General features: G+C 58.1%; 30 protein-coding genes. 18 read left to right on the top strand and 12 right to left on the bottom strand.

Annotated features, from left to right (window positions below; all coding sequences use genetic code 11):
• Nucleotides 1–23 precede the first annotated feature (23 nt).
• The 3 genes from ACR0E2_RS16700 to ACR0E2_RS16710 form a co-directional block, all read right to left on the bottom strand.
• Nucleotides 24–1319, bottom strand: coding sequence for a flagellar hook protein FlgE (locus tag ACR0E2_RS16700; protein WP_480447201.1), 1296 nt, complete (start codon nucleotides 1317–1319; stop codon nucleotides 24–26).
• A 91-nt stretch (nucleotides 1320–1410) separates the two neighbouring features.
• Nucleotides 1411–2250 carry a flagellar motor protein MotB gene (locus tag ACR0E2_RS16705; RefSeq protein WP_480447203.1) on the bottom strand — a complete coding sequence of 280 codons (840 nt, stop codon included), beginning with the start codon at nucleotides 2248–2250 and terminating at the stop codon, nucleotides 1411–1413.
• A gap of 85 nt (nucleotides 2251–2335) precedes the next feature.
• Nucleotides 2336–3655, bottom strand: coding sequence for a FliI/YscN family ATPase (locus ACR0E2_RS16710; protein ID WP_480447330.1), 1320 nt, complete (start codon nucleotides 3653–3655; stop codon nucleotides 2336–2338).
• A gap of 105 nt (nucleotides 3656–3760) precedes the next feature.
• Here ACR0E2_RS16710 and ACR0E2_RS16715 point away from each other — a divergent pair, with 105 nt between their 5' ends.
• Genes ACR0E2_RS16715 through ACR0E2_RS16755 form a run of 9 tightly spaced genes read left to right on the top strand, consistent with a single transcriptional unit; the run spans nucleotide 3761 to nucleotide 8305 of the window.
• A complete protein-coding gene (locus tag ACR0E2_RS16715) occupies nucleotides 3761–4147 on the top strand; it encodes a FlgB family protein (RefSeq protein ID WP_480447205.1) in 387 nt (128 codons plus the stop codon).
• Between the two features lie 11 nt (nucleotides 4148–4158).
• A complete protein-coding gene (gene flgC, locus ACR0E2_RS16720; protein WP_170345698.1) occupies nucleotides 4159–4545 on the top strand; it encodes a flagellar basal body rod protein FlgC in 387 nt (128 codons plus the stop codon).
• Nucleotides 4546–4557: 12 nt separating this feature from the next.
• Nucleotides 4558–4848 carry a flagellar hook-basal body complex protein FliE gene (gene fliE / locus ACR0E2_RS16725; protein ID WP_480447207.1) on the top strand — a complete coding sequence of 97 codons (291 nt, stop codon included), beginning with the start codon at nucleotides 4558–4560 and terminating at the stop codon, nucleotides 4846–4848.
• 4 nt (nucleotides 4849–4852) lie between these two features.
• Nucleotides 4853–5125, top strand: coding sequence for a flagellar biosynthetic protein FliQ (locus ACR0E2_RS16730; RefSeq protein WP_152459750.1), 273 nt, complete (start codon nucleotides 4853–4855; stop codon nucleotides 5123–5125).
• Nucleotides 5125–5835, top strand: a complete 711-nt coding sequence (locus tag ACR0E2_RS16735) for a flagellar hook-basal body complex protein (RefSeq protein WP_480447208.1) — start codon at nucleotides 5125–5127, stop codon at nucleotides 5833–5835. Before ACR0E2_RS16730 ends, ACR0E2_RS16735 begins: the two co-directional genes overlap by 1 nt.
• A gap of 21 nt (nucleotides 5836–5856) precedes the next feature.
• Nucleotides 5857–6642, top strand: a complete 786-nt coding sequence (flgG, locus tag ACR0E2_RS16740) for a flagellar basal-body rod protein FlgG (RefSeq protein WP_480447210.1) — start codon at nucleotides 5857–5859, stop codon at nucleotides 6640–6642.
• Nucleotides 6642–7058, top strand: coding sequence for a flagellar basal body P-ring formation chaperone FlgA (flgA, locus tag ACR0E2_RS16745; protein ID WP_480447211.1), 417 nt, complete (start codon nucleotides 6642–6644; stop codon nucleotides 7056–7058). Before flgG ends, flgA begins: the two co-directional genes overlap by 1 nt.
• The gene (flgH, locus tag ACR0E2_RS16750) at nucleotides 7058–7789 is read left to right on the top strand and encodes a flagellar basal body L-ring protein FlgH (RefSeq protein WP_480447213.1); all 732 of its coding nucleotides are present in this window, start codon (nucleotides 7058–7060) and stop codon (nucleotides 7787–7789) included. Before flgA ends, flgH begins: the two co-directional genes overlap by 1 nt.
• A gap of 9 nt (nucleotides 7790–7798) precedes the next feature.
• Complete coding sequence (locus tag ACR0E2_RS16755) at nucleotides 7799–8305, top strand: flagellar basal body-associated protein FliL (RefSeq protein WP_480447215.1); 507 nt, start codon at nucleotides 7799–7801, stop codon at nucleotides 8303–8305.
• A gap of 33 nt (nucleotides 8306–8338) precedes the next feature.
• Here ACR0E2_RS16755 and ACR0E2_RS16760 read toward each other — a convergent pair whose 3' ends face one another.
• The 8 genes from ACR0E2_RS16760 to ACR0E2_RS16795 all read right to left on the bottom strand — a co-directional run bounded on the left by ACR0E2_RS16760 (nucleotide 8339) and on the right by ACR0E2_RS16795 (nucleotide 15504).
• Nucleotides 8339–8725 carry a hypothetical protein gene (locus ACR0E2_RS16760; protein ID WP_480447217.1) on the bottom strand — a complete coding sequence of 129 codons (387 nt, stop codon included), beginning with the start codon at nucleotides 8723–8725 and terminating at the stop codon, nucleotides 8339–8341.
• Nucleotides 8722–9810: a flagellar type III secretion system protein FlhB gene (gene flhB / locus ACR0E2_RS16765; protein WP_480447219.1), complete on the bottom strand. Its 1089-nt coding sequence runs from the start codon at nucleotides 9808–9810 to the stop codon at nucleotides 8722–8724. Before flhB ends, ACR0E2_RS16760 begins: the two co-directional genes overlap by 4 nt.
• Nucleotides 9807–10559, bottom strand: coding sequence for a flagellar biosynthetic protein FliR (locus ACR0E2_RS16770; protein ID WP_480447221.1), 753 nt, complete (start codon nucleotides 10557–10559; stop codon nucleotides 9807–9809). Before ACR0E2_RS16770 ends, flhB begins: the two co-directional genes overlap by 4 nt.
• Before the next feature lie 17 nt (nucleotides 10560–10576).
• Nucleotides 10577–12604, bottom strand: coding sequence for a flagellar biosynthesis protein FlhA (gene flhA / locus ACR0E2_RS16775; RefSeq protein ID WP_480447331.1), 2028 nt, complete (start codon nucleotides 12602–12604; stop codon nucleotides 10577–10579).
• 69 nt (nucleotides 12605–12673) lie between these two features.
• Nucleotides 12674–13339: a transglycosylase SLT domain-containing protein gene (locus ACR0E2_RS16780; RefSeq protein WP_480447222.1), complete on the bottom strand. Its 666-nt coding sequence runs from the start codon at nucleotides 13337–13339 to the stop codon at nucleotides 12674–12676.
• Nucleotides 13340–13442: 103 nt separating this feature from the next.
• Nucleotides 13443–13871, bottom strand: a complete 429-nt coding sequence (locus ACR0E2_RS16785; protein WP_224857921.1) for an Lrp/AsnC family transcriptional regulator — start codon at nucleotides 13869–13871, stop codon at nucleotides 13443–13445.
• A gap of 52 nt (nucleotides 13872–13923) precedes the next feature.
• A complete protein-coding gene (locus ACR0E2_RS16790; protein WP_480447224.1) occupies nucleotides 13924–15243 on the bottom strand; it encodes an MFS transporter in 1320 nt (439 codons plus the stop codon).
• A 3-nt stretch (nucleotides 15244–15246) separates the two neighbouring features.
• Nucleotides 15247–15504 (bottom strand): metal-sensing transcriptional repressor, encoded by a 258-nt coding sequence (locus ACR0E2_RS16795; protein ID WP_152459761.1) that lies wholly within the window; start codon nucleotides 15502–15504, stop codon nucleotides 15247–15249.
• A gap of 133 nt (nucleotides 15505–15637) precedes the next feature.
• Between ACR0E2_RS16795 and ACR0E2_RS16800 the strand changes: the two genes are divergently transcribed.
• The 7 genes from ACR0E2_RS16800 (at nucleotide 15638) to ptsN (ending at nucleotide 20421) form a co-directional block, all read left to right on the top strand.
• Complete coding sequence (locus ACR0E2_RS16800; RefSeq protein WP_480447226.1) at nucleotides 15638–16252, top strand: ribonuclease D; 615 nt, start codon at nucleotides 15638–15640, stop codon at nucleotides 16250–16252.
• Nucleotides 16249–17217 carry a KpsF/GutQ family sugar-phosphate isomerase gene (locus ACR0E2_RS16805; RefSeq protein WP_480447228.1) on the top strand — a complete coding sequence of 323 codons (969 nt, stop codon included), beginning with the start codon at nucleotides 16249–16251 and terminating at the stop codon, nucleotides 17215–17217. Before ACR0E2_RS16800 ends, ACR0E2_RS16805 begins: the two co-directional genes overlap by 4 nt.
• Nucleotides 17218–17246: 29 nt before the next feature.
• Complete coding sequence (locus tag ACR0E2_RS16810) at nucleotides 17247–17828, top strand: LPS export ABC transporter periplasmic protein LptC (protein WP_245218082.1); 582 nt, start codon at nucleotides 17247–17249, stop codon at nucleotides 17826–17828.
• 3 nt (nucleotides 17829–17831) lie between these two features.
• Nucleotides 17832–18323 carry an LptA/OstA family protein gene (locus tag ACR0E2_RS16815; RefSeq protein ID WP_480447230.1) on the top strand — a complete coding sequence of 164 codons (492 nt, stop codon included), beginning with the start codon at nucleotides 17832–17834 and terminating at the stop codon, nucleotides 18321–18323.
• Nucleotides 18323–19081, top strand: a complete 759-nt coding sequence (gene lptB, locus ACR0E2_RS16820; protein ID WP_152459766.1) for an LPS export ABC transporter ATP-binding protein — start codon at nucleotides 18323–18325, stop codon at nucleotides 19079–19081. The genes ACR0E2_RS16815 and lptB overlap by 1 nt, the downstream gene beginning before the upstream one ends.
• Nucleotides 19082–19333: 252 nt before the next feature.
• Complete coding sequence (gene hpf / locus ACR0E2_RS16825) at nucleotides 19334–19897, top strand: ribosome hibernation-promoting factor, HPF/YfiA family (RefSeq protein ID WP_152459767.1); 564 nt, start codon at nucleotides 19334–19336, stop codon at nucleotides 19895–19897.
• Between the two features lie 59 nt (nucleotides 19898–19956).
• Nucleotides 19957–20421, top strand: coding sequence for a PTS IIA-like nitrogen regulatory protein PtsN (gene ptsN, locus ACR0E2_RS16830; protein ID WP_117872900.1), 465 nt, complete (start codon nucleotides 19957–19959; stop codon nucleotides 20419–20421).
• Nucleotides 20422–20476: 55 nt separating this feature from the next.
• Here ptsN and dalA read toward each other — a convergent pair whose 3' ends face one another.
• Nucleotides 20477–20992, bottom strand: a complete 516-nt coding sequence (dalA, locus tag ACR0E2_RS16835; RefSeq protein WP_152459768.1) for a divisome-associated lipoprotein DalA — start codon at nucleotides 20990–20992, stop codon at nucleotides 20477–20479.
• A 169-nt stretch (nucleotides 20993–21161) separates the two neighbouring features.
• Between dalA and ACR0E2_RS16840 the strand changes: the two genes are divergently transcribed.
• Both ACR0E2_RS16840 and ACR0E2_RS16845 read left to right on the top strand, forming a co-directional pair.
• Complete coding sequence (locus ACR0E2_RS16840; protein ID WP_152459769.1) at nucleotides 21162–21761, top strand: L,D-transpeptidase; 600 nt, start codon at nucleotides 21162–21164, stop codon at nucleotides 21759–21761.
• A gap of 139 nt (nucleotides 21762–21900) precedes the next feature.
• Entirely contained in the window at nucleotides 21901–22083 is a 183-nt protein-coding gene (locus ACR0E2_RS16845; RefSeq protein WP_480447232.1) for a hypothetical protein, read from the top strand.
• The last annotated feature ends 51 nt before the right edge of the window (nucleotides 22084–22134 follow it).

Below are 22134 nucleotides of genomic sequence, written 5' to 3' on the forward strand. Positions count from 1 at the left end.
CCTTTCTTTGGGTCAGAGCTGGATTAACGTTTCAGGTTTGTCGTTTCTTGCAACATCTCGTCCACCGTCTGGATCACCGTGGCGCTGGAGGAGTAAGCACGTTGCGTCTGAATCAATGAGGTCAGCTCGGTCGCTACATCCGTGGTGGATTCCTCACGCGCGAAAGAAACAAGATCCCCGGTCGGGCCTTCGCCGGCATTCCAAAGAAAGAACGTACCGCTTTCACGGGAAGGCGCGTAAGTCTGGCTGTCCAACGCGGTTAAACCGTTGGGATTGGGTACATCTGCCAACGGAATCTGGTACATCCGGCGACTGACGCCGGTGTCGTAGAACGCGTAGACATATCCTCTCTCATCGACCTGAACGCTGGTCATTGTTCCCACGGCAGAACCGTCACGTGTGATCGAAACAGGCGCGAACGTGTCGGACAATTGGGTTATCCCGTCTGCATCTCCGATCAGGCCGATATTGACCTCCATCGCTCCGCCGGCGACGTTGACCATGACACTGCCCGTTGCTGGATCATAAGCTCCGCCAGAAACAGGTGTGACGCTGGCCAGAGTGCCGCCTGCCGTTCGGTTGTCGGTGAATGTCAGCGTGTATTCACCGATGACTGCGCCACCCGACGCCGAGTCACGCAAGACCATGGTCCATTCGTTGCTGCTGCCGGTTGCGGGAACTGTTGGGATCAGGTGGATATCGACGCTTTCAGACTTGCCGAGATTGTCGAAATACTCAACTGACAAAGGTTGAATGTCGCCGGGCGCGCCCGCATCTGTTGCCGTGGCCGGAAGGTTCATACGCAGTTTCATTTCTGTGGTTGGGGAACCCGACAGCTGGTTCACGCTCAGCTGAATGGGTTCAAGCGCGGCGGGTGTGTCGCGCGAAACCGGTGGAATAGTGCCATCAGGTGCCGCGGGCCACCCAAGAAGAACAAGACCGGATTCGGTAACCAAATACCCTTCTTCATTGGTGCGGAACGACCCGGTTGTTGTCAGCAGCATCTCGTTCGAATTATTCCCGATCTGCGAACTGGGGCGCACAGGCAACATGCCGCGCCCACGAACTGCCAGATCGGTTGAGTTGCTGGTTGTGACCAGGGGCCCGCGTTGATCAATCATGCGCTGGCTTGTCGTCCGCACGCCGCCTGCCGAATAGCTGCCACCCTGGCCTGACGTGACCATTGAATGAAAATCCGTCTCGACCCGTTTATACCCGTAGGTTGAAGAATTCGCGATGTTGTCGGAAATCGTCGCCAACCTGTTGGCATTGGCTTTCAGCGCCGCCACACCGGCATTGAGCGAAGAGGAAATGGTCATGGGTGCGCCCTTCTGTTGCGTCCGTCTTTGATGCAACAGGTAACGCGCTGCCCCTTAACAGCGCGCTAACATGTAAAATACGCTCTATCATTTAGGGCTGGCGCAGAAAGATCACTTCGATCCTGTTGTTCCGCGCAGCCATGGGATTGTCGGCGAACAATTCTCGGTCTGCATGGCCCGTAACACGATCCATCCTTTGTGCCGCAACGCCCTTGTCCTGTAGCAATTGACGCAATTTTTGGGCCCTTGCCGTGGACAGTTCCCAGGCAGTGTTGCGCGCCTGCACAACCGGAGACGCGCTGACATGCCCTTCAACGGCGATCGAATTGACGACAAGATCCGAGGCTCGGGCGATGATCAGGGCCAGGGACCGCAGAAAACTTGTTGGCTTGTCAGAACCCGATTCGAACAATGCCTGATCGTCGGTGTCGAACAGTTCCACCACCAATCCTTCATCAGTGACCCGTGTGACGATATGCTTGAGCAGTTTGTCCGAGACCTCGCTTTCACCCGTGCGCCCCAGCAGTTGCGCCTCCAACGTAGAGAAATCTTCCTTGGCCCCTTTGCCGCCGCCCTCGGCATTCACTCCGATCGAGCCACGGGACTTATGCGATTCGGTCGGATGTGTGGTCGTGGCACCCTGACCGTCCCGCAGCAGCACTTCTTCAGACAGCATGCTGTCGCCGCCAAACGCCCCGTCCCCGCCGCCGGATTCCGGACTTAGCGGGATTGTCGGCGCGAAATAATCCGCCAACCCTTTTCGTTGCTGTTCCGTTGTTGCGTTCAGCAGCCACATCAACATGAAGAAGGCCATCATGGCCGTCACAAAGTCGGCATACGCGACTTTCCACGCGCCACCGTGATGGCCATCGCCACCCGATACACGCTTCTTCTTGATGATGATTGGCGCTGCATTGGTTTGCGCACCCATCTCCACCACCTTTTTATCACCCGACTATCGGAATAGCAGTGCAGGTCTTAAGGCGGCCTTAATACTTAAAACTGTTCCGAGTTCACTAACGCGGCAGGCCGGCCGAAGCACGGCGCAGAAGCAGAGACAAGCGGTTGAAGCTGTTTTCAATCCCTTCGGAATCGGGTTTGCCGAAAAACGTGTCCAACTCCTCATGAACGCGCACGGCCTGATCCAAGAGCGGGTCTGATCCTTCTGAATACAGCCCGGCCTTTATCATGACTTCGGATTGTTCGTAGCTGCCGACAAGTTTGCGGGTTTCGTTGATCATCTGGTTCTCGGCCTCGGACGCGGCCTCTGGAAGGCTGCGGGATACGGATTTGCTTAGATCGATGGCCGGGAAGCGCCCGCGTTCGGCAATCTCGCGGCTGAGCACGATATGCCCGTCCAACACACCGCGCAGAATGTCGGCGATGGGTTCATCCATGTCGGACCCCGCAACCAGGACGCTGAACACGGCAGTGATATCACCCTGCTCCTGCGTGCCGGGGCCTGCGCGTTCACACAGGTTGGCAATCAGGGGGGTGACAGAGGGCGGATACCCTCGGAGTGACGGGGCTTCGCCCGTGGCAACGGCGATTTCACGGTGCGCTTCCGCGAAACGGGTTACCGAATCGGCCAGAAACAGAACGTTCAGCCCCAGATCCCGCAGGAACTCGGCCGCCGACATGGCCGACCACGCGCACCGCCTGCGCGCCAATGCAGACTGGTCGGACGTCGCGGCGACCACGATAGTGCGCTTCATGGCTTCCGGGCCTATGGCGCGGGCAACAAACTCGTTCACTTCACGCCCGCGTTCGCCGACTAGAGCCACCACAACCACGTCAGCCTGCATGAAGCGCGCCAGCGTCGACAGCAGCGTCGATTTCCCCACACCCGATCCCGCAAACAACCCAACGCGTTGACCGCGTACAATCGGCAGCATGGTGTTGAGAACCGATAGTCCGGTGGCCATCCGCTTTCCCAATGGCTTGCGCGCCACCGCAGGCGGGGGGGCTTGCATGATGTCGCGATCCTGTGGCCCGTTCAGCAGGGGTTTTCCGTCCAGCGGTTTGCCAAACGGATCTATGACGCGCCCAAGCCAGTGCAATGCAGGCGCGAACCCCGGCGAGGGATCAAGGTACACACGGTCCCCCAGGCTGACACCGTCCGGGGCGGAACCCGGAATCATGTGAATATGGTCTGCACCGACATGCAGCACTTCACCGGCCAGATCGGGCCCCGCGCGCCGCCGCAATGTAAGCAAGTCTCCGATTCGCGCATGTTCGTTGAGGCCACTGATCTCGATCAACCCTTGTGCGACGCCGCTGACCAGGCCCACGTGGCGGATCGAAGTCATCCGATCGAATTCATGTTTCAGAAGCATAGGGTCGAGATCGGACATTGTGGGTTCTCCAACTGAGTTCTGAAAACGGTTTCTAAAGGAATCGGGGTTAAGCCTTGATTGAAATTGATCGAGGGAGAAGCCCCGATGTTCTATGACTTGAACGTCCTTAAGACCGCGTACGCAATGGCAACCCATGCCGGGCAACGGCAGGCGGTGATTGCGCGCAACATGGCCAATGCCGATACGCCGGGCTACCAGCCGCGCGATATCGAGCCCTTCTACAAAGCACTTGAAACCTCGGGACGCGAAGTGACCATGATGGCCACGCGGCGGGGTCATCTGCACGGCGGTACGGTTGCGCAGCCCTGGGCAGAGCACCAGGCCGCTCCGTCGGGTGATCCAAATGGCAACGGCGTATCGCTTGAAGAAGAGATGCTGAAATCGGTCGAGGTCAAACGACAGCACGACCGCGCTTTGGCGATCTACAAATCCTCGATGAACATCCTTCGCACCAGTCTGGGACGTGGATAAGGAGGCCGAGGATGAGCGATTTTTCCCACTCACTTGCGGCATCCGCCAGCGCCCTGCGTGCGCAGGCAGCCCGTCTGCGCCACGTGTCCGAAAACATATCGAATGCGGATACGCCCGGGTACCGGCGCAAGACGGTGCCGTTTGAGACCATAGAAAAAGATGGTCAGAACGTGGTGCAAGCTGGCCGCGTAAAGCTTGATCGACGCGACCTGACACGAATTTTCGACCCCGGCCACCCGATGGCAGATGCCAGCGGTCACTATCTGGGATCGAATGTCGATCTGATGATCGAAATCGCTGACGCGCGTGAGGCGCAGCGGAGCTACGAAGCCAACCTCAAGATGTTCGATCAAACACGGCAAATGTCGTCGTCGTTGATGGAATTGCTCAGAAAATAAAGGACAGCCAGAATGGACATCCGATCCCTGACCGCCGCACAGAACTATGCCGGCGCACGCCCCGCAACACAGGTCGATCCCGAACATACCGGGATGGCGCAGGGGCTGAAGGCCAGTTTTCAGGACTTTGCAGCCACATTGAAACACAGCGAGCAGATGTCTCAGGCCGCGATGACCGGGCAGGCCGACCCGCACGCTCTGGTGCAAGCGCTGGCGCAGACCGAACTGGCCGTCGAGACAGCAGTGATAGTGCGCAACAAAGTGGTCGAGGCGTATCAGGAAATCCTGCGCATGCCGGTCTGATACGATGCTGAGCGAAGGTCTTTTCTATGACATCGTGCGTCAGGCTCTCTGGATCGCCGTCATCACATCGGTCCCGATTCTGGCAGTTGCTCTGGTGTCAGGCCTGATCGTTGGTCTGTTTCAGGCCCTGACGTCGATACAGGAAATGACACTGACCTTTGTTCCCAAACTGATCGCCATCGTCGTCGTGTTCTGGATCTCGATGGGGTTCATGACTCAGACACTTGTTACGTTTTTCACCGGTACGCTTGTTCCATTGATCGCAGGAGGTCGCTGATGGACACCGCCTATGTCACCCTGTCCCGCCAGTCCGGGCTGATGAATGAAATGCGCCTGGTGGCGAATAACATCGCAAATGCCAACACGACCGGCTATCGCCAGCAGGGGCTGGTGTTCTCGGAATACATTCGAGATATGCCGAACAGCCCGTCCCTTTCCATGAGCCGGGCCGAGGCGCGAAATTCGTCAATGCAACAAGGCGTGCTGACGCAAACCGGCGGGCAATTTGATTTTGCCATCGAAGGCGACGGGTTCTTCATGGTCGAAACCGAGAACGGCAACCGGCTGACGCGGGCTGGCAGCTTTTCTCCCAATGCCGATGGCGATCTGGTTTCAATGGATGGTGCGCGTGTGCTCGATGCCAATGGCGCGCCTGTGTTCATCCCGCCTGACGCGGCGTCAATCGATGTCGGCAGCGACGGAACGCTGAGTGTCGATGGTCAACTTCTGGGTCAGCTGGGCGTTTTCAACGTTGCCGACACGAACGAACTTGTACGCGAAGGAAACACTCGTTTCCGCACCGACGGTGCGATTGAGCCGGTCGACGAGCCGGTGGTTTTGCATCGCTTTCTCGAAGGGTCAAACGTGAACGCGATTCAGCAAGTGACCCGTTTGGTGGAAATCCAGCGCGCCTATGAGCTGGGGCAAAGCTTTCTTGAGAGTGAAGATGCGCGCGTGCGTGGAGCACTCAAGGCGCTGATGCGCTGATTTGGATGAGGAGAGATAGACATGCGGGCCCTTAAAATTGCCGCCACCGGGATGACAGCGCAACAGATGCGGGTCGAGACGATCTCGAACAACCTCGCGAATATGAACACCACCGGCTACAACGCCCGACGGGCCGAATTCGCCGACCTGCATTATCAACAGATGGCGCGGGCCGGCACCGTGAACGCGTCGGACGGAACGGTTCTGCCCACGGGTATTCAACTGGGTCTGGGTGTGCGACCGGCCGCGGTGACAGTGCAATTGGAACAAGGGGCCTTGTCGGCCACCGGGAGCGACCTGGATGTTGCAATCGAAGGTCGCGGATATCTGGAGGTGACCTTGCCCAGCGGTCAGGCCGCGTATACGCGCGACGGCAGTTTGAAGCGGTCGGCAGAGGGCCTGATCGTCACCTCTGACGGGTTTGCGGTTTCGCCGGAAATCACCATCCCCGACGATGCGCATTCTGTTTCGATCAACGCGTCGGGCGAGGTCTATGCATATTTTGACGATTCCCCCGAAGGTCAGTTGCTTGGGGAGTTTACGCTGGCCAGTTTTTCCAACGCCAAAGGCCTGGAAGCCGTCGGAGGCAATCTGTTCAAGGAAACCGAAGCTTCCGGTGCTCCGGTTCTGGGTACGCCGGGCGAAGACGGTCTGGGAACTTTGCGACAGGGTTATCTGGAAGACAGTTCGGTTGACGCCGTTCGCGAAGTTACCGAGTTGATCGAAGCGCAACGCGGCTATGAGATGAATGCCAAAGTCATCACGGCGGTGGACCAGATGATGAGCGCGACAACGCAGGTACGGTGATGCGACTTCTGGTTCTTTCTCTGGTGCTTCTGGTGCCAATTGCCGCCCAGGCTGACATTGTGGTGCCGACACGTACGATCCGGTCCAAGGAAGTCATTTCTGCGACCGATCTCGAGTTGAAGCCAACAGATGTTGCCGATGCAATTTCAGACCCTGATCTTCTGATCGGACAAGAGGCCCGGGTGGCGCTCTACCCCGGTCGGCCAATTCGCGGCACTGATGTCGGGCCACCTGCCATCGTGGATCGAAACGATTTGGTCGTGCTGGTGTTCAGCAGCCAACCCTTGTCGATCACCACCGAGGGCCGGGCCTTGGGGCGCGGCGCGGCGGGGGATCGCATTCGGGTCATGAACCTTTCATCCCGAACAACCGTAACAGGCCGAATCCGTCCGGACGGTCAAATCGAGGTACAGTGATGCACGGATTGCCAAAAACCCTTGTCCTGACGGCTTTTACCTTGTCCGCATGTGGTCGAATGGATCATTTGGGCAAACCGCCAAGTTTCACACCCAACGAGGATTCCCCGGAACAGGTTGCAATGTTGTGGCCGGGTTTGCCATTGCACACCCAACCCCAGCGAAACGTCGACCGGTCCTCTTTGTGGAGCGGCGGGCAGCATTCGTTGTTGGGCGACCAGCGCGCGATCAAGAAAGGCGACATCCTGACCGTTGTCATCGAGCTGGACGAGAAGGCAGAAATTTCGAACAACACCAGACGATCCAGATCTGGGTCCGAGAACCTCGAAGTCCCCAGCCTCTTCGGCCTGCCTCAACGCGTGCAAAAGAATCTGCCCCAGGGCGCGTCACTGGATGAAGCCGTTTCGATTGAAGCGGATTCCTCGAGCTCTGGCCGGGGATCCGTCAGGAGAAATGAAAAACTGACCCTGCGTGTTGCCGCAACAGTGCTGGATGTGTTGCCGAACGGAGTTCTTTCAATATCGGGGTCCCAGGAGTTGCGGGTCAACTTCGAACTGCGAGAGCTTCTTGTGACGGGATATGTCCGGCCGCAGGACATATCGCGGCAAAACGAAATAACCTATGACAAAATCGCGTCAGCGCGCATGTCATATGGCGGCAGAGGGCAGATAACGGATGTCCAGCAACCCCGCTATGGTCAGCAGGTTCTTGATTCCCTTTTGCCGTTCTGAGGTGAGATCGTGGTCGCGAAATTGATTCCCGTGATTTTTCTGATTGTTGGACTCGGTGCGGGTATTGGCGCGGGTCTGGTTCTTGCACCTGCAAAAAAACCTGAAACTGCCGTTGCCGAAAAAGAAGCAGTCAAAGAGGATAAGTCGGCCGGCAAGAAAACCGGGAAATCAAAGGAAAAAGGCAAGGGGGAGAGCTTTGGTTATCTGAAAATGACCAAGCAATTCGTCGTCCCCGTTGTAAAAGACGACCAGATCGAAGCCATGGTAACGCTGTCGCTGAGCCTTGAGGCGAACCCGGCCATTACAGAAACCTATTATGCAATCGAGCCTAAACTCAGGGATGGCTTTCTTCAGGTTCTTTTTGACCATGCAAACACGGGTGGCTTTGACGGGGCTTTTACAGAATCCGGGAACCTGGATGTATTGCGGAATTCCTTGCTGGAAGTGGCGCGCAAAGAATTTGGCGACGACGTGTCCAAAGTGCTGATCCTGAGTGTAAACCGACAAGATAGCTGACACTGACCGACCCGATAATTCGGGTCGGTCAAGCTAGGGCCCGAAGTGCTTTTTGGCATTTGCTTTTCGGTTTGCTTGCTGAACTTTCTTTCGCAATTTTTCCACCGCTTGTTTTCGCCCAAAGGCAGTACGCAAAGCTTCCATTCCGGCCAGTTTCTGCGCGCGCGTTCGTGCCAGTTGCAGGTTCAATTGTCTCCGCGTCGCGGACTCCCAACTATTCCAGAGAACGTCGGTCCCTGAAACCTGATAGCCTTCGACCTTGGTGCTGTCTTGACGCGCCTGACGGAGTTGACCGTCCAATCTGGCAAGTTGCTGCTTGATCCGTGCCTCGGCCTCCAGGATCGGTCGTAGCACTTGAAATTGCTTCTGAAACGCAGCGTTGGTCACTTTTTCCAGATCGGGTAATTGCGTGTGGGTCATCGAACTTGCTCCTTCGCGCGTTTTCGCATCGCTTCGGCAAACCGGATCGCGGCGGCAACAGGACGATAGTGCTCTTCGGCGATCTCCTGACCTATGTCCACGGTCGCGTGAAGGGCGCGAGCTGTGGGAGGGTCTGAATGGATCGGAACGCCTGCTTCTCCTGAGGCGGATCGGATGGTGGCGGCGATTTCGTCCACCCCTTTGGCAACGCAAACCGGGGCGCTGCCCGCAACCCGTGTCCATTTAAGCGCCACAGCATAATGGGTGGGGTTTACGATCACGACATCCGCGCCTGGAACATCTGCCAACATTTGGTTGGTTGCGATTTCCTGTGCGCGCTGGCGCCGGTGTTGTTTGACATGAGGGTCGCCCTCGGCATCCTTGGTTTCATCCATGATCTCCTTGCGCGACATACGGTTCTTGCGCATGTGTTCGGCATATTGCCAAATAAAATCGACAACCCCGATGGCCAGTGCGATCGCGATCACGATGAACAGAAAGCGAAACAGCAGGTTCATCATCAGCAGAATGGATGACTTTGCCGGCGCCGCGCTGGCAGACAGAATCTCGGTTAGATTGGCTTTCAGAAAAAGCGCAAGGCAGGTGCTGTAGATCAACAGTTTGGTGGTGCTTTTGGCAAACTCGAACAGGCCGCCCCGCCCGAACTTGTTCTTTGCGTTCGAAACCAGAGAGATACGCGAAAGTTTTGGCTTCAATTTGCTTGGGGCAAAGATCAGCGCGCGCTGGGCGATCAAGTTCAGCAGAACAGCCGCGGCAGGAAGGCAGAACAGCAAAGCAACAGGCAGCAGGGCACTTTTCAATATCCCCGCAACCGGAGCATGCGATGGCCCATCCGTCAGAAGCCGTGCAAATGCGTCGGACTGATCGATCAGAACCATGAACCCGGTGCCCATATGCTCGACACTGTATTGACCGACTGTAAGCAGGGCGATCAGAAGCCCGGTATATGCCGCCACGACCGACAAGTCGTTGGATTTTGGAACCTCACCCTTCTCGCGCGCTTTCAGCAGCTTTTGCGGTGTCGGCTCGTATGACTTGTCGCTGTCGTCATCACCTGCACTCATCTTTGCGCTCCCATCGGGTTGGTGAAGAAGGCGACCAGCGCGTCAGCCCACACGGACAGGATCAGCGGTGTGCCGGCGAACAGCAGAAACAGCCCGGCGAAGGTGATTGCAGGAGCACCAACGAAGGCCACCATCAGCTGGGGCATTGCCCGGTTGATGACCCCAAGTGCCAGGTTGTAGATCAAAGAGGCGATGACGAACGGTGTTGCCAGTGCAAAAGCCAGCCCAAAGCTGTTGGCGACCTGATGCAATCCCCAGCGCGACGCATCCGCGGCATCAGGTGCCAGCCCTATTGGGAACAGGGCATAACTCTGGATCAGGAACTGCGCGGCCCGGATGTGCAGGTCCATGATTACGGCAAGTGTCAGTCCTGCCAGGGTCAGCAGGTATCCCATGGCGGGGATCGGATCGGCCGCCGCGCCACCCAGCAGTTGCGACAATGACGTGGACTGAGCCGCAATAGACCCCGCGGTTTGCAGCGCGAGAACGAACAGGCGCAGGCCTATCCCCAGGACAAGCCCGATCAGAACTTCGGTGCCGACCAGCCGCACGGTCGCCCAAAGGCTGGGATCTATTCTGACGGGGGGCGCAGCGGACAGTATGATCAGCGTGAAAGCAACGGAAGCACCAAGCTTTACCCGTGTCGGAATACTGCGCTCACCGAAAGCTGGAAGCAGCGAAACAAGAGCGGAGACGCGCAGAAACACGACAAAGGCCTGCCAGATTGCTTCGGCCAGCTGCGACAGCATCTCTGGCGGCAGGGCAATCACGCTGCAACAGTTCCGACCAAGGCAGGTTTGGCTTCCAGCCCGATTTCTTCGAAGGACAAAACCGGGTTGGACACGCCGCGTGCTTGCATGACGGTGCGCAGCAACCGACGACGCCGGGTCGAGGTCACGACGGCTGGAAACAGACCGTTGTCAGCGGATTTGGCGATGGTGCTCACGACTCCGTCGGCCAGTTTGTTGAACACGTTCGGGGGCAGCGCGACATCCATGCCGGTATTTGGGGCGTCGATCTGGTAAGAGGCGAATGTGTCCTCCCATTCCGGGGCCAACTGGATCAGAGGGATCGAACCATCCTCGCGCTTCATGTCCGCGACCAACTGAAAGCCAAGACGCTGACGCACAAGTTCACAGATGCCTTCGGGCTGGGTTGTGGTCAGCCGCGCCTCGGCGACACTTTCAAGAATCAGCGCCATGTTCCGGATCGACACACGTTCGTCGAGCAACAGGCGCAGAACAGCGTGCAACGTGTCGATCGGCACTTTGTCGGGGATCAGTTCGTCCAGCAGCTTACGGTTGGCTTCGGCGCGTACCGGGTCGCTCAGGCGGGTCATTTCCGACAGCAGGCGCCGGAGGGATTTCAGTGTCAGCAGGCGCGAGAAGTTCTGTTTGATGATCTCCAGCAGATGGGTGGCAAGAATCTCGGGCGGTGAAACTATGGTGGCACCGCTCAGCGCGGCGTCCTCCTGATCTTTCGGCAGGATCCAGCGCGCCGGAGCACCATAGACCGGCTCGGTCACGTCATTGCCCTCCGGCAGCAGGTCAAACCCGTCCTGCACGAGCGCCAGGATGAGATCGGGATGCAAGACACCGCGTGCCTGTTCGACGCCCTGAACCTTGATCACATACGTCCCGGTCGGCAGGTCGGCGCGGTCGGTCAGGCGGATTTCGGGCAGGATCAGGCCAAAGGTCGACGCCACATAGGTCCGCATATTGGCGATACGAGCGTCCAGCCCCGTGCCAGGATTCAGAACCATGCTGACCAGATCCGGAGCGAACTCCAGATGGACATCATCCAGGTCCAGGATGTCGCCGATAGCCTGGGATGTCGGCGCTTCGGTTTCGGTCGAGGGCAGTTTTGCCGACGCGTCTGCGTCTTGCTGCTTTCGGTGAACATTGTAAGCCGCATATCCCAGAATGGCCGCGCCGAGGATGAACGGCAGAAAAGGAAGACCGGGCACCAGAGCGAACAGGACCATGAGCACCGCGACGGTGGACAATGCTGCCGGGTGGCGGCCAAGTTGAGAAAAGATGGCGTTGTCCGTGGCCCCCTGCGTGCCGCCTCGTGCCAGCAGAAGGGCAGACGCTATGGAAATGATGACGGCGGGAATTTGGGACACCAACCCGTCGCCGACGGTGAGAATCGCATAGGTTTCGAACGCCGCGGCCACGGGCATTCCATGTACGACGACGCCCATGACCAGGCCCATGACGAGGTTCAGCAACGTGATCAGAAGCCCGGCGACGGCGTCACCTTTCACGAATTTCGACGCACCGTCGAGCGAACCGAAGAATGTCGTCTCCTGCTGTTCCAGCTCTCGCCGTTCCTTGGCCTGCTGATGATCGATTGCCCCGGCGGACATGTCGCTGTCGATCGCAAGTTGTTTGCCGGGCATCCCGTCCAACGCAAAGCGCGCGCCGACTTCGGCCATTCGGGCGGCGCCTTTGGTGATGACCATGAAATTCACGATCAGCAGCACGCCGAACACCACTAGGCCAAGAAAAATGCTGCCGCCCATGACGAAACTGGAAAAACCTTCGATCACGTCTCCTGCAGCATTCGGGCCGGTGTGCCCCTGCCCGATGATCAGTTTCGTCGACGACACATTCAGCGACAGGCGCAACATCAAAGACGCCAGCAGAATCGTCGGGAAGGACGAAAAGTCCAGCGGGCGTTCAATGAACAGCGTCAGGGTGAAGATCAGGATGGCCAGGGCAAAGGAGGCCGCCAACCCCACGTCCAGCACCCAGGCTGGCATGGGCAGGATCATCATGACGATGACCGTCATCAGCGCAATCGCCAGCAGGACAGTAGGCGAAAACAGCGACTGGATGTTTACCTTGGGCACGCGAAACTCCTAGTTGAAGGCGATAAACGCGGTTGCGGCGCCTGCGGCTGGCACCAGAGACCCAAGCGCGCCGGTGCGGGGCGAGGCCGTCGGAATGGGAATCAAGGGGAGTCCGGCCTCGGTGAACGGATCCCGAGACGTGCCCGCAACCCGGGTTCGGGGGGCCCCTTCGAGCTGTGCCAGCACCGTTTGAAACCGCTCTTTGTAAGCTTCGGCAAGGGGTGTCGTGCGGGAATGATAAGCCCCCGCGGCTGCGGGCCACGAACCTAGCTCGGCATGGAGTTCATTCAGGAACCGGGCGGCGTAGGTCGCGTTCTCATCTGGATCGAACATCGCGTCGATCGAACGGAAGGCTTTGCCGTGCCAGCGATAATTGATCTGAAAACAGCCGACATCAAAGCTGCGGGTGCCCGATTTGAAGATTTTGAACGCATAGGCCTTGGCTTCGACCTCGGACTTGAACCAGTATCCCTGACCGCCGACGTTGATTGTCCAAGGCCAAGGCTGCAACCGGCCGTCCAGCCTGCGCCCGGTTTCAACGCGCGAGATGGCGCGGAGCACGTCCAGGGGCACGCCTTCGGACAAAGCGGCGCGGCGCGCGGCATGATCGCACAGGTCACCGGTTTTGGCATCTGGCATGGCAAACCCTGCCTGCGCAAAAAGCATATGCATCATGAGTAAAAGCGGGAACTTCTGATTTGGCATTCTGCCGGTCCGGGATTCTGATCTCTCCCGGCCAAGCTAGCCAACGATCGGTTTACAGAGAGTTATCGCCGCTTCAGTTTCGATCTATCCTGCGCCCGAAAACAACGCTGGTATTGGTGCGCAAGACACCGGGAATTTTCGCCAGGTCATCGACCAGAATGTCCAGATCCTCCAGCCTTGGCGCCTCTGCGGACAGCAAAAGGTCGAACTCTCCGTTGATCGACAGGCACAGTTTGACTTCTGGGTAGGCTTCGAGCCGCTTGATGATCCGGCTGGTTTCCTTTTGCTGCACTTCAAGCATGACGATGACCTGCACTTTCGGGGTGTCTTCGGTGGACCCGAGGCGCACGGAATATCCTTCGATCAGGCCGCGCTGTTCCATCCGGTTTATTCTCTCGTGCACGGTTGTCCGGGCCACACCCAGCGTGGTCGCAATCTGCGTGGTCGAGGCGCGCGCGTTGGCTTGCAGGGCGGCGATGATGCGACGGTCAAGCTGGTCCATTGGGGCTCTGGTTTGTGGTCATTGCGGGTTGAGATCAGGTCCAAGCGCCCGCTCAGGGTTCGCGCGGGATGCGCGGGTGCAGATCGTCGATGATGATCGGATGCGCGTGCGGGCCTGACCCGGCCAGATGTGGATGATCGGGCGGCAGGTCGGGGTGATCATGGGTGATCGGTTCCTGGTCGAGGCGCGGCCACAGGCCGATTGCACCGACGACGCCCGCCACGGACAGCGTCGCCATGCTGCTGAGTGTAACGGTCGGGCCGAACACGGTCATCAACCACCCCGCCAGCGGGTAAAGAACCAGCCAGCAACCATGCGACAGGGTAAACTGTGCGGCGAAGACGGCTGGGCGATCCTCGGGGTGGGCCGACCGGGTCAAAAGGCGGCCCGAAGGTGTCAGGGTGGTTGAGTATCCGAAACCGGTGAATGCCCACAACGCGGTCAGCAACCCGAGCGACAGAGGAGCAGCTGCGGCCAACATCGCGGCGACGGCCATGGAGCCAGTGGCAAAAGCGGCGCCCGCGACCATGACACGACGGTCCTCGATCCGGTCCAGAAGGCGGGGTAAGGTAAAGGCTGCAAGCATCGACCCACCCCCGAACCCCGCCAGGGCAATGGCCACCGCGCTTTCCGACAGGCCCAGATTGGAACGCACGATGACCACGGTGTTCACGATCACCATCGAGCTCAGGGCCGCCGCACTCCAGCTGAGCGCAAGCAGCCCGCGCAACCGGGGTGTTTTCAGATAGATACGTATGCCGCGTGTGGTGCGGTCATAGATGCCGCGGGATCGGCTTGGCTTAGGTGACGGAAGCACGACCGAGACAACCAGCATTGCCGATGCGACAAAACCCAGCGCGGTACCCCAGAACAGGCTGTTGAAGCTGACCAGCAGCAGCAATGCGGCGGCGAACATGGGACTCAGCAGGCTTTCCATATCGTAGGCCAGGCGTGACAGTGACAAGGCACGCGTGTATTCAGCTTCGTCTGGCAGAACGTCCGGAATCGTGGCCTGAAAGGCGGGCGTAAAGCCCGCCGACGCCGATTGGAGCACGAAGATCAGCACGTAGATTTGCCAGACTTCAGTCACGAAAGGTAGACATACTGCAACCGCTGCGCGGATCAGGTCCAGCACGACCAACATCTTGCGACGATCCAGACGCTCGGCAAAAGCAGCGGCGAGCGGTGCAACGGTGACATAAGCCACCATCTTGATCGTCAGTGCCGTGCCAAGGACAAGTCCCGCAGCATTCCCGGCCAGATCAAAGGCGAGCAGCCCAAGGGCGACCGTGGCCAGCCCGGTTCCGGTCAGAGCAACGATCTGGGCGGCGAACAGGTGGCGGTAGGTGCGGTGTTTCAGAATACTCAGCATGGCTTAGAGGTACTTTGTAATCGCCTTGAAGTCTTCGATCCCACCGCCATCGTCGTCAGCGGACAGGCAGTGTTCGATATGATCATGAATCAAAGCGCGTTTGGCATTGGTGACGGCCTTTTCTACTGCAAACAACTGTTGGGCGACGTCCGAACAGGGCGCGTGCTCCTCGAGCATGGCAATGACCTTGGCCAGGTGCCCATGGGCCCGCTTCAGCCGGGCCGTGATCTGCGAATGTGACTGGTGGGTGTTGTCTGACATGGCTTATCCATATCCTCCCGATGGGGATATGGTCAAGGATTTGGCATCGAATGGCCCGCGACTTTCGGACGGCGTTGAGTTTGGGGACCAAACCGCCTATCTCGGGGGCGATATCGCACAAAGGAATAGTCGCGTGGCGAACCATTTGTACAAAAACGATCTGCCGGATGGGCTGGATCTGGGCCCCGTTGTGGCCATTGACTGTGAAACCATGGGGCTGAACCCGCATCGCGATCGCCTGTGCGTGATTCAAATGTCAGGCGGTGACGGAAACAGCCATATCATCCAGGTGGACAAGGGCCAGACCGAAGCCCCGAACCTGAGTGCCATGCTGGAAAACCCCGATGTCCTGAAGCTGTTCCATTTCGGGCGGTTCGACATCGCCGCGATGTATCACACCTTTGGCGCCCTGGCCGCGCCGGTTTACTGCACCAAGATCGCCAGCCGGCTGGTGCGCACCTACACCGACCGCCACGGGCTGAAGAACCTGTGCCAGGAACTGATCGGCGTGGATATCTCGAAACAACAGCAGATGAGCGATTGGGGCGCTTATACCCTGACCGATGCTCAGCTGGACTATGCAGCCTCGGACGTTCTTTATCTGCACCGCCTGCGCGACGAGTTGAACAAACGGCTGGCGCGCGAGGGCCGGACCGAGATGGCGCGGGCCTGTTTTGATTTCCTGCCGATGCGTGCGAAGCTGGACCTCGCCGGTTGGCCCGAAACGGATATCTTTGCACACTCATGACCGACACCGAAGCATTCCTGAGAACCGCCCGCCAGGTCGTCACCGACGAGGCCCGCGCGCTGGACGTGCTGGCCGACAGCCTTGACGAGCATTTTGCAGAGGCGGTGCATCTTATCCTGAAAGCAACCGGGCGCATCATCATCAGCGGCATCGGAAAATCGGGCCATATCGGCCACAAGATTGCCGCCACTCTGGCCAGTACCGGAACGCCCGCCTATTTCGTGCACCCGGCCGAGGCCAGCCATGGCGATCTGGGCATGGTTTCCAAAGGCGATGTGGTGCTGGCGATTTCGAATTCGGGCGAAGCGCCCGAGCTGGCCAACCTGCTTGCCTTTACGCGCCGCTTTGGCATTCCGCTGATCGGGCTATCCAGCAAGCCAGAAAGCACGTTGATGAAACAGGCCGATGTGCATCTGCTGATCCCGGCGATGGGCGAGGCCTGCGGTTTCGGCATGGTGCCTTCGATCTCGACGACGCTGACCCTTGCCATGGGCGATGCGCTGGCCATTGCGCTGATGAAGTATCGCGACTTCCGCCCCGAGGATTTTCGCGCCTTCCACCCCGGCGGAAAGCTGGGTGCACGGCTGAGTACGGTGCGTGACCTGATGCATACCGGCGACGCCTTGCCTCTGGTCGCGGCGAACACCCCGATGAGCGACGCGCTGATCGAAATCAGCCAAAAGGGTTTCGGCGTGGCCGGTGTAACGGATGCGCAGGGGCATTTGTCGGGCATCATTACGGACGGTGACTTGCGGCGACACATGGACGGTCTGCTGGACAAAACGACCGAGCAGGTCATGACCGCCAATCCGACCACCATAACACCGGACGCATTGGCCGAAGAGGCGGTGGCGATCATGAATGATCGCAAGATCACTTCGCTGTTTGTGGTCGACGAGGCTGCATCCGGGCAGGCGCTGGGTCTTCTGCATATCCACGACTGCTTGCGCGTCGGTCTGGGCTGAGGGAGGCCGAATTGGACAGGTATTCCCGCATGGTACAGTTCCTGAAGGTTCTGTTGCCGCTTGCGGCCATTCTGATGCTGTCTACAGTGTTCCTGCTATCCCGCAGCATCGAAACCAACGTATCAGTGCCATTCGCAGAAAAAGACATTGACGAGCGGTTGGCGCAACAGGTGGTCACACAGCCGAAATATCGCGGGACAACCCGCAAAGGCGAGGATGTTCAGATCGAAGCCATCCAAGCCAAGCAGGGCGGCGAAGACGAAACCCCGACCGCATCCGAATTTCGGGGCCGGCTGGGGCTTCTCAGCGGTGGAACGATATTTCTGGATTCCAATTCAGGTTTGATCCGCCCTGATGAGGGCACGGCAACTTTTGTCGGCGACGTGGTGATTACCACTGCCGACGGGCTTCAAGTCACGACTGACCTGCTCAACACGTCGCTGGACGAAATCCGGGGCGACACGCCGGGGCGGGTGAACGGAACCGGGCCGATCGGCAATTTTTCCGCCGGCCGCATGACCTTTGGGACTGAAAAAAAGGACGGACCGGTCCATATTGTTTTTACAGACGGCGTGAAGCTGGTATACGAGCCTGAAAAAGCAGAAAGATAACCTGTGTTCGATTTTCGTTTTGTTCCTTTGTGCCTTGCTCTGTTTGCAGGTGCCGTAACCGCGACTGCGCAGGAGGCGCAGGTGGCTTTTGGTTCTGCAAATGCCGACCCGAGCCTTCCGGTCGAGGTCACATCCGAAATATTGAACGTCAACCAGGAGGACGGTTCTGCCGAATTCCTCGGAAATGTCGTCGTCATTCAGGGCGAAATGCGGCTGACCGCTGAACGGGTTCTCGTGATCTACAACGAGGAACGTTCGGCGATTGAACGGATGGAAGCCACCGAGAATGTTGTTCTGGTCAGCCCGCCCGATGCGGCAGAGGGCGATTGGGCAGAATACACGATCGAATCCGGTGTGATCGTCATGAAAGGCAATGTCCTGCTGACGCAAGGCCCCAGCATCATCAGCGGCGATCAGATGAACGCCAATCTGACAACGGGCACAGCGACCATGACCGGGCGCGTCAAGACGATCCTTCAGCAGGGAAACAACTGATGGCGCGACCCGACCTGTCAGTGGCCGAAGGCAATTCCGGGCTGCGCATCGAGAAGCTGCGGAAATCCTACCGTAAGAAAACGGTGATCCGCGATGTCTCGATGACACTGGACCGGTCCGAAGTCGTTGCCCTGTTGGGACCCAACGGGTCGGGTAAGACCACGACCTTTTATTCCGTGGCGGGGCTTGTTTTCCCAGAGGCCGGCAAAGTCACGATTGACGGCCAGAATGTTACGACGTTGCCGATGTACCGGCGTGCGCGAATGGGCATCGGTTACCTGCCGCAGGAGATGTCGATCTTTCGCGGCATGAGCGTCGAGGACAATATCGCCGCGGTACTGGATATCACGGTTCCTCATGCTCACAGGCGGAAAGAACGGCTGGAAGAGCTGTTGTCGGATTTTTCGATCGAACATCTGCGCCGCGCGCCCGCTCTTGCCCTTTCCGGCGGTGAGCGCCGCCGCGTTGAGATAGCGCGATGTTTGGCCGCAGACCCGAAATATCTTTTGTTGGACGAACCATTTGCGGGTGTTGACCCGATCAGCGTCGGCGATATCCGACATCTGGTTGCCGACCTTAAAAAACGGGGGATCGGTGTTCTGATCACCGACCATAACGTGCGGGAAACGCTGGAAATTGTCGACCGCGCCTATATCCTGCATGACGGGCAGGTTCTGATGTCGGGCACACCGGACGAGGTCGTCGAGAACGAGAATGTCCGCCGTGTCTATCTTGGCGAAAACTTCCGTATTTCATAGGCTTGTTATGGTCTGCGTCGGATGCATGGCGGAAATCGCGTATATACACACCTGTTTTGATTGACTCTTCCGTCGTCTCTTGCCTCAATTGTCCCATGGCATTTACCCGGTTCCAGTCTGGAGATCGTTGTCCCTTCGTTGAAGGGCTGGAGTTAAGACAACCGCGGAAAGTGTCTCGACCCCCCACCCGATAAAAACAAGTTCGTCGCGTAACGTGACGTCAGAATGGGTGTGAATTGTGAAGGAGATCACATGCGTTACCAAATCAGCGGAAAACAGATCGACATCGGTGCGGCGCTTCAGACTCACGTGCAGACCGAATTGGGCGAGGTTGTGGGTAAATATGCCCAGCGGCCTACCGATGCCAACGTCGTCTTTTCCCGTTCAGCGCATGAATATGTATGCGAAACAACAGTGCACCTGTCCACCGGGTTGACCGCTCAGGCCAAGGCGCATGCAACCGAAATTTATGCTGCGTTCGAGGCATGCTGCGACAAAATGGAAACACAACTGCGGCGCTATAAGCGTCGTTTGAAGGACCACCACAAGGATCGGTCCGAGCCGGTTGAACTCTTTGGAGCGTCCTCTTATATCCTCGCTTCTGACGAATCGGACGCGGCCGATGAACCCGAATCGCTGCAGCCCATGATTGTGGCTGAGATGGAAACAAAAATCCCATCTTTGAGCGTAGGTGAAGCCGTGATGCAAATGGAACTTGCCGGTGCCCCGGTGCTGGTGTTCAGAAATGAGAACAAGGATGGATTGAACGTCGTGTATCGTCGCGAAGACGGTAACATCGGCTGGATTGATCCTTAACAGGCAAGGATACGGGGCCGCACCCGCCGACGCGGGTGCCGTGCCTATGGAGCATGATCATGGAGCTTTCGAGCATACTGAAGCCCGAAGCAGTACGTGTACTATCCGCCGCTTCCAGCAAGAAGCGGTTGTTTCAGGAAATCGGCGATGTCGCAGCCGCCAATCTGGGCCTCGATTCTCAGGCCGTAGTCGACTGTCTGCTCGAACGGGAAAGCCTGGGCCCGACCGGCGTGGGGCATGGCGTTGCGCTTCCGCACGCGCGGTTGCCCGAGCTTGATTCGGTTTCGGGCGTATTCGTCATGCTGGAAAAGCCCATCGACTTTGGATCGGTTGACCGTCAACCCGTGGACATTGCGTTTGCACTGTTTGCACCGGAAGAGGCCGGCGTCGATCACCTCAAGGCGCTGGCCCTTGTGTCACGCACGCTGAGGGACACCTCGGTGTGCACCAAGCTTCGGGCGAACCCCGATCCGGTCAAGCTTTATGCGATCCTGACCGAAGCGCAGTCTATGCAAGCAGCGTAATCAGAAAAAAAGCCCCCGGATTTCGGGGGCTTTTTTGTGTGTACGGTGATCGGGGTCAGCCGCCGGTTCCCATTTCCAGCGTCCACCAGATTTTCCCGCCTTTTTCTTGATGCCAGGCGAACCCCATCTGCGTGGCCTTGGGGTCCATGATCACGGCGCGCGGTCCGGGTTCCTGCATCCAAGCGGCAAGGGTTTCGGTTTCGGTTTCGTAGGTCTCGGAAATTGCTTCACCGAGGAACGTGCCGAAATATCCGACCCGCGCAGCCCGATCGATCGGAGAGGAGCCGTCGGACCCGAAGTGCCAGGGCCGGTTCTGTCTGGCCATGTCCTTGGAATGGGTCGCCGCTGCTGCGTTCAGCTGCGAGTTCAGCTGGACAGGCTGCAATCCTTGGGCCTGACGCAGGGCATTGACCGAATCAACCATACGGAACTGCAACTTTTCCGGGTTGCCGCGAATTTTGTAGACCGTGGGCAGCGGGCGACCGTCTGCACCGATGGTCGTGGTGCCGGTGTCTGTACATGCCGCCAGCGCGACAAAGCAAATCAAGAGTAAAGAAACGATACGCGTCATGATCGACCTGGTTATTGTGTCATTACAGGGCATAGCGCGCCTGACAGCTCTGAGCAAACGCGCAATAGCCTAAACTTGCGTGATTCTGCCGGTTTGATTTGCGACTGAAGCATTCTGGCAATAGAATGTCACGGATTTCAGACCTCACTTGAACACAGGACCCGTTGTCATGGTCAAAAAGCGCATTCAAACGTCCACACGCAGGGGTTTTCTGGCTGGGGCCACTGCAACGCTGGCAACACCCGCACTGGCGCAGTACATCCCCGGTGATCCGCTGCGCCCTGCACCCGAACCCGAACCGTCGGTGCGCCGTAACGTATCGGGTTTCCGGGCGCTGGATTGGCAGCCGTATTTTTCGAACACCAGAAACGGTGCCATTCTGGTCGATACCGTGTCGCGCGCGCTGCACTATTGGTCAGATGATCAAAGTATATACAAACTCTACCCTTCATCGGTTCCCCTGACCGAGGAACTGACCCGCCGGGGGCGTACCAGCGTGATCAGAAAGGTTGAAGGGCCCAGCTGGTCTCCGACACCGTCCATGAAAAAGCGAAACCCGGAATGGCCTGACTATATCCCTCCGGGGCCGGATAACCCGCTGGGAACACATGCTTTATACCTGAGTTGGAAGTACTATCGCATTCACGGAACGCACGATACGCGAAAAATCGGACGTCGGTCGTCGAATGGCTGTATCGGTCTGTTCAACGAAGACATTGCCGAGCTGTTCTCGATGGCGAAGGTCGGCACGCAAGTGTTGCTAATTTGACGACATTTTCGTGTGGGAACCCGCTTAGCGGTCAAGTTGCAATTGCATTCCAGCGTCAATGCTGATTAGAAAAAACCACGAGGTAAGTCTTAGATGTGTGGTTCCGGGCATTGGAACTGCGCAAATTCTGGAGGTTAATATGAAGAAACTCGTTCTCGCTGCTGCACTGACTGCTGCTGCTTCGACCACTTATGCTGGTAACCTGGAAGAGCCGGTTGTTGAAGCACCTGTTGTTGTAGAAGAAACTCAGGGTTCGTCGCAGGGCATCCTGCTGCCGCTGATCCTGCTGGTCGTTGTTGCTGCTGCTGTTGCTGCAAGCTAATCCGACACGGAATTCATGAAAAAGGCGGTGGAGCAATCCACCGCCTTTTTT

This window comes from Ruegeria sp. A4 (assembly GCF_056543025.1).